The organism is Blastococcus saxobsidens (assembly GCF_002938435.1).
Taxonomy (GTDB): domain Bacteria; phylum Actinomycetota; class Actinomycetes; order Mycobacteriales; family Geodermatophilaceae; genus Blastococcus; species Blastococcus saxobsidens.
This window is the reverse complement of sequence record NZ_POQT01000066.1, coordinates 1-6,309: the sequence shown is the minus strand read 5'-3', so window position 1 is coordinate 6,309 and position 6,309 is coordinate 1. Positions and strand designations below refer to the sequence as shown.

At 74.4% G+C, this 6,309-nt stretch carries 7 protein-coding genes and 1 pseudogene; 6 read left to right on the top strand and 2 right to left on the bottom strand.

Features of this window, described 5'->3' with window-relative positions; genetic code table 11:
* From C5507_RS21715 to C5507_RS21690, 6 genes and pseudogenes are all read left to right on the top strand, one after another.
* Positions 1-399: pseudogene (locus C5507_RS21715) on the top strand (hypothetical protein); the annotation flags it as partial.
* Positions 396-1,214: a pyrroline-5-carboxylate reductase gene (gene proC / locus C5507_RS21710; protein WP_104530563.1), complete on the top strand. Its 819-nt coding sequence runs from the start codon at positions 396-398 to the stop codon at positions 1,212-1,214. The pseudogene C5507_RS21715 and the gene proC, both read left to right, overlap by 4 nt.
* Positions 1,215-1,523: 309 nt before the next feature.
* On the top strand, positions 1,524-1,868 hold the full coding sequence (locus C5507_RS23255) for a helix-turn-helix domain-containing protein (RefSeq protein WP_242611178.1): 345 nt from the start codon (positions 1,524-1,526) through the stop codon (positions 1,866-1,868).
* Between the two features lie 314 nt (positions 1,869-2,182).
* A complete protein-coding gene (locus C5507_RS21700; RefSeq protein WP_012854759.1) occupies positions 2,183-2,281 on the top strand; it encodes a 30S ribosomal protein bS22 in 99 nt (32 codons plus the stop codon).
* A 10-nt stretch (positions 2,282-2,291) separates the two neighbouring features.
* Complete coding sequence (locus C5507_RS21695) at positions 2,292-3,398, top strand: NAD-dependent epimerase/dehydratase family protein (protein WP_104530562.1); 1,107 nt, start codon at positions 2,292-2,294, stop codon at positions 3,396-3,398.
* Positions 3,391-4,302 (top strand): lysophospholipid acyltransferase family protein, encoded by a 912-nt coding sequence (locus tag C5507_RS21690; RefSeq protein WP_104530561.1) that lies wholly within the window; start codon positions 3,391-3,393, stop codon positions 4,300-4,302. Before C5507_RS21695 ends, C5507_RS21690 begins: the two co-directional genes overlap by 8 nt.
* 31 nt (positions 4,303-4,333) lie before the next feature.
* Here the strand turns inward: C5507_RS21690 and C5507_RS21685 are convergent, their stop codons facing one another.
* Positions 4,334-5,248, bottom strand: a complete 915-nt coding sequence (locus tag C5507_RS21685) for an HAD family hydrolase (protein WP_207225851.1) — start codon at positions 5,246-5,248, stop codon at positions 4,334-4,336.
* 90 nt (positions 5,249-5,338) lie between these two features.
* Positions 5,339-6,309, bottom strand: a 971-nt coding sequence (locus C5507_RS21680; RefSeq protein WP_249027845.1) for a DUF5667 domain-containing protein, incomplete at its 5' end; no start/stop codon positions are given.

The following is a 6,309-nucleotide window of genomic DNA, read 5'->3' as shown; positions in this document are numbered from 1 at the left end:
CTCGCCCTCGCCGGACCCGCCGCCGCCGTCGACCGGGTCGCCGCCGGGCTGCCCGCGGCGCGCGTCGTGGTCCACGCGCCGGAGCCGGGGGCCGAGCAGCGCTGCCGGGCGCTGGCCGGCCGCCGCGTGCGGCTGGTCGCCGGTCGCGGGGCCTCCGCCCGGCTGTCGTTCGTACGGTGCCTCAACGTCCTCATGGCGGGGACGGGCGAGCCCGCCGTCGCCACCACCGATCCTCGACTGATCGCCGTCACCGGAGAGCGGGCCGCCTGGAACGGGCGCCCGCCGCAGAGCTGGGAGCACGTCATGCCTTGGGGAGAACCCACCGAGGAGCAGCGCCGGCTGCTCGCCGCCGGCCACACCGTCCGCGTCCAGGTGCCCGTGGCGGAGGCCCGGTCGTGACCGCGACGGGCCGGCGCGGGCTGGCGATCATCGGCGGCGGCAAGATCGGGGAGGCGTTGCTGTCCGGCCTGGTCCGCCGCGGTGGTGCCGACGGCATCCTGGTCGTCGAGCGCAGCGCCGAGCGGTCCGCGGAGCTGACGGAGCGCTACGGGGTGCCGGCCGTGGGGCTCGCCGACGCCGCCGCCCGCGCCCGCGTGCTGCTGCTGGCGGTGAAGCCCCAGGACATCGGCACGCTGCTCGGGCTGCTCGACGGGCACGTGGACGACGGCCACTTGGTGGTCTCGGTGGCGGCGGGCGTGCCGACGAAGCGGATCGAGGAGGCGCTGCCCGCGGGCGTGCCGGTGGTCCGGGTCATGCCGAACACCCCCGCGCTGGTCGACGAGGGGATGAGCGTCCTGTCCGCCGGCGCGCACGCCGCCGAGGAGCACCTGGACGAGGCGGAGGCCCTGCTGGCCGCCGTCGGCCGCGTGCGGCGGGTGCCGGAGTCGCAGCAGGATGCCGTGACCGCGCTGTCGGGCAGCGGCCCCGCGTACTTCTTCTACCTGGTCGAGGCGATGGTGGACGCCGGAATCCTGCTCGGCCTGCCGCGGGCGCTGGCCGCCGACCTCATCGTGCAGACGGCGCTGGGCGCGGCCGTCATGATGCGCGACTCCGGGGAGCACCCCGTGCAGCTGCGCGAGGCGGTCACCAGCCCCGGGGGGACGACGATCGCGGCCATCCGCGAGCTGGAGCGGCACGGGGTGCGGGCGGCGCTGATCGCGGCGATCGAGGCGGCGCACGCGCGATCGATCGAGCTGGGTGTCGACAAGTCCTGACGTCGACATGTCGCGGTGTCGAGGAGTCGACCGGACGGCACGCGAGCAGCCGACCACGGTAAGGCATCGGACGTGGCTGTGGTGGGACGCTGCGTGATCGGCCGTTCACGTCGTCGTGGGACGCGCCGCAACGGGTGTGCACCGTGTTGCATAGGTGTAGTTCTGCCTAGGACGGACCGGTCCGCCTGTTCGTTTCTTCCATCGCTTCAGTCACGCCTGTCCCCTTACGCTCAGTACCAGCGCATGCGTGTTCAGTTGCCGGTGGGGAAGCCGGCGCCACGACATGAGCTAGCTACCGGAGACGAAGCCATGACCATGCCCCAGCGCCACGCTGCCGCCACCGTCGTCCGCCCGGGGATGCCCGTCCCGCGCCCGATGGGTCGCCCGATGCCCGCTTCCGCCGTCGCCCGTCCGGTGCCTGCCGCGCACCCGGCCGCCATGCCCCTCGGTCGCCCGGCCGTCCCGGCCCCCCGCGCCGCCGTCACCTTCCTGACCGTCGCCGAGGTCGCCTCGATGATGCGCGTCTCCAAGATGACCGTGTACCGCCTCGTGCACGCCGGTGAGCTCTCCGCCGTCCGCGTCGGCCGCTCGTTCCGCGTGCCGGAGCGCGCCGTGCAGGACTACCTGCGCGACGCCTACACCGACATCGCCTGAGAAAGGACCCCGTCCCCCTCATCCCTCGCAGGCTCGGGGTGAGCCTCTGGACGGGGCCGCCCGCTGCCCCCCACCGCTCGCACGCTCGCGGCGGGCCCCTGCAGCGGAGCTGTTCCAGCACGTCCCGACCGGCGCGCCTGCGCGGATCCCTCCCGGGGCCCGCTCGGCGCGACACACCTCCGTCGAGCCCGGCTCGGCCGCCCGCGGCAACGGCGCCGCGGGGCGGCTCGGGTAGGCTCGGGCGCCGAGCGACACCGGGGAGGACCCCGCTGTCGCGCTCGAGCTGGCATTCGTGACGACGTCGGGAGCAACACGTGGGTTCGGTCATCAAGAAGCGGCGCAAGCGGATGGCGAAGAAGAAGCACCGCAAGCTGCTGAAGAAGACGCGCGTTCAGCGCCGCAACAAGAAGTGAGCTGACGCTCGTGCCGCCCGCGGTCGTCCTCGTCACCGGTGTGAGCCGGTGGCTGGGTGGCGCGCTGGCGGCCGAGCTCGCAGCAGACCCCGCCATCGAGCGGGTCATCGGTGTGGACACGGTCCCGCCGTCACCGGCGATGCTGCGTCGGCTCGGTCGTACCGAGTTCGTGCGGGCGGACATCCGTAACCCGTTGATCGGCAAGGTCATCGCCGCGGCGTCGGTCGACACCGTGGTGCACATGAACATCAGCTCCACCCCCGCCGGCTCCGGCGGGCGGGTGCCGATGAAGGAACTGAACGTCATCGGCACCATGCAGCTGCTGGCCGCCTGCCAGCGGACCCCGTCGGTGCGCCGGTTCGTGCTGAAGTCGACGAGCGCGGTCTACGGGGCCTCGTCCCGCGACCCCGCGGTCTTCACCGAGAACATGCAGGCGCGCCAGGTGCCCTCCGGCGGGTTCGCGAAGGACAGCGTCGACATCGAGGGCTACGTGCGTTCCTTCGCGCGCCGCCGGCCCGACGTCGACGTCGCGGTGCTGCGGTTCACCAACTTCATCGGCCCGCGGATCGACTCGCTGCTCACCGGCTTCCTGCGCATGCCGCTGGTGCCCACCGCGCTGGGTTACGACGCGCGGGTCCAGCTGCTGCACGAGGACGACGCGCTGTCGGTGCTCACCCGCGCGACCACCGGGGACTTCACCGGCACGGTGAACGTCGGCGGCGAGGGCACCCTGCTCCTGTCGCAGGCCATCCGCCGGCTGGGCCGGCTGGAGCTGCCGCTGCCCACGCCGGCCCTGGGGTCGGTCGGCCGGCTCTCGCGCCGCTTCGGGTTCGTCGACTACTCCCCGGAGCAGATGCGCTTCCTCAACTTCGGCCGTGTCGTGGACACCACGCGGCTGCGCACCGAGTTCGGCTACACCCCCCGCTACACGACCGCGGCGGCACTGGCCGACTACGCGCGCACCCTGCCGCCGGTGGTCGACCCGTCGGCGGTGCGGTCGGTGACCGGTGGGCTGCGGTCCCTCGTCACCACGGTCGGCGACGCCGCCGGCGCGGTCGAGCGGCGGCTCCGGCCGGTTCCGCCGCCTCCCGGACTGAGGGCGGTGCGCGATGCCTGAGGCGCGAGTGATCCAGCTGCGCCCGGACGACGACGAGAGGTTCGTCCCGGTGGCCTCCCCGCCCGGCTGGGAGGAGCAGCTCGCCGGCGGCCTGCAGTTCCTCGAGCGCCGGCTCACCGGGGAGTACGACACCGACGAGTTCGGCTTCGACCCGGACCTCGCCGACCACGTGCTGCTACCGGTGCTGCGACCGTTCTTCCGGAAGTGGTTCCGGGTGGAGACCATCGGCCTGGAGAACGTGCCCTCCGACAGCGGCGCCCTCGTGGTGGCCAACCACTCGGGCACCGTGCCGGTCGACGCGCTGATGACGACGGTGGCGCTGCACGACGAGCACCCGGCGTCGCGGCGTTTCCGCCTGCTCGGCGCGGACCTGGTCTTCGAGATCCCGCTGATCGGCGCGATGGCCCGCAAGCTCGGGGCGACGCTGGCCTGCAACGAGGACGCCGAGCGGCTGCTCACCGAGGGCGAGCTCGTCGGCGTCTTCCCCGAGGGCTTCAAGGGCATCGGCAAGCCGTTCCGCGAGCGCTACACCCTCCAGCGGTTCGGCCGCGGTGGATTCGTCTCCGCGGCACTGCGCACCGGCGCGCCGATCATCCCGTGCGCGATCGTGGGCGCCGAGGAGATCTACCCGATGATCGGGAACGCGAGGACGGCCGCTCGGCTGCTGGGCGTGCCCTACTTCCCGATCACCCCGACGTTCCCGCTGCTCGGGCCGCTGGGCCTGGTGCCGCTGCCGTCCAAGTGGCTGATCGCCTTCGGCGAGCCGATCGAGACGGCGTCGTACGGACCGGCCGCGGCCGAGGACCCGATGCTGGTCTTCAACCTGACCGACCAGGTGCGCGAGACCATCCAGCACTCGCTCTACCAGCTGCTGCTGCGGCGCCGGAGCGTGTTCGGGTCCTAGCGCGGCGGCCCAGCGCGACCGCGCCCGGCGGTCACCAGGGCAGCTTGTTGCGGCGGCGCAGCGCCAGGGCGCCGCCGACCAGCCCGCCGGACAGCGCGGCGGCGGCCACCGTGGGAACGCCGATCTTGGCGGCCTTGCGGCCGGTGCGGAAGTCGCGGATGGTCCAGCCGCGCGCCTTCGCGGCGGCCCGCAGCTCGGTGTCGGGGTTGACGGCCACCGCGGTCCCGCACAGGGACAGCATCGGCAGGTCGTTGGCCGAGTCGCTGTACGCGGTGCACCGGGACAGGTCCAGGCCCTCCCGCTCGGCCAGCGCGAGCACCGCCTCGGCCTTCGCCGGGCCGTGCATCATCTCGCCGACCAGCCGGCCGGTGTACCGGGCGTCCACGACCTCGGCCACCGTGCCCAGTGTGCCGGTCAGCCCGAGTCGCTGGGCGATGATGGAGGCCAGCTCCACCGGGGTGGCCGTGACCAGCCAGACGCGCTGGCCGGCGTCGAGGTGCTTCTGCGCCAGCACCCGGGTGCCCGACCAGATCCGGTCGGCCATCAGCTCGTCGTAGATCTCCTCGCCGGCCTGGCTGATCTCGGAGACCTCGCGCCCGGCCACGAAGGCCAGCGCGTTCTCCCGGATCGTGTGCATGTCGTCGGCGCTCTCGTTGCCGGCGATCCGGAACTTCGCCTGCTGCCAGATGAAGCGGTACAGGTCGCGGCTGGAGAAGTACTTGCGGGCGGCCAGGCCGCGGGCGAACCAGAAGAGCGAGGCGCCCATCATCATCGTGTTGTCGACGTCGAAGAACGCCGCTGCGGTGAGGTCGGGCTGGACCACCGGCGGAGCGGCGACCTCGGCAGCAGCGGCGGACGCGGCTCCCGCGACGTGGGCGCGGGTCTCCTCGTCCGCCTGCACGACGGACCGGCCTACCCTGCGACCGCGCACCGACAGTCGCGGCACGACGACCTCCCTGCACTCGATCCAGCTCGTGGCGTCGGGCACCGACGCCTGCGACCCTAGCCGTACCCGGCGGGCCGCTCGGGGTGGTGGTCAGCAGTCCCCGAGGGTGGCCAGCGGCGGCAGGCAGATCCGGAGGGATCCCTCCAGCGGGACGTCGAGCACCGGCGGCGTCGAGGACCCGCTCGTGGTCCCGGTGGTGCCCGGGAGGGGCACCACCGGCGTGGGCAGGATCCCGCCGACCGACGGCGGGGTGACCGTGCCGGGGACGCGGGGAGGAGCGGGTGCCGGGGGGACGGTGCCGGGACCGCTGCCCGTGCCGCCGCCGGGCGGCGCGGGCGTCGGGGTCGCGGTGGAGACCTCGGGCGGGGTGCCGGGACCCGGGGTGCCCGGGGTCTGGCCGGGGGCCGGCGTCTGCGGAGCCGCGGGCGGGGCCTCGATCAGGCAGAGGCCGGGGACCGGGCCCAGGGCGTCCGCTCCGACGGTGGACGGGCCGGACGGGCAGTCGAGGGCGAGGGAGAGCCCCGCGGTGCGGGTGGTGAGGGCCTCGAGCAGGTCGGCCGACCTCTCGTGGTCCGGTGCGGTCGACGCCGGGAGCCGGTCGCGCAGCGCCGCCAGTTCGGCGGACTGCCGGCCCGACCAGTCCGCGAGGTAGCCCAGTGTGGCGGCGTCCCGGTCGGCGACGGCGCGGGCGGTCAGCAGCGCCGCGCCCTCGGTGGTGTGCTGATCCATGGCCCGCAGGGTCTGGCGCACCAGCTCGGGGTCGCCGGTCACGCCCCGGAGCTCCTCCAGCCGGGTGCCGGCCAGCTCGAGCAGCGTCTGCCCCCGGCTCTCCCCGGCGAGGGCGAGCTGGGTCTGCTCGGTGCCGCGCTTGAGGTCGTAGAGCGGATCGCCCGGCTGCGCGCCGGCGGCGACGGCGACCAGGGCGGCCAGTCCGGTCACCCCGACGGCGGCACCGGCCAGGCCCGCGGTCAGGCGCCCCCGCCAGCGCGGGGTCGGCCGGTCGTCGGCGCGGGCGGCCAGCAGCCGCGCGGCGAGGGATCGCGGCGCCGGCTCCGGGGTGC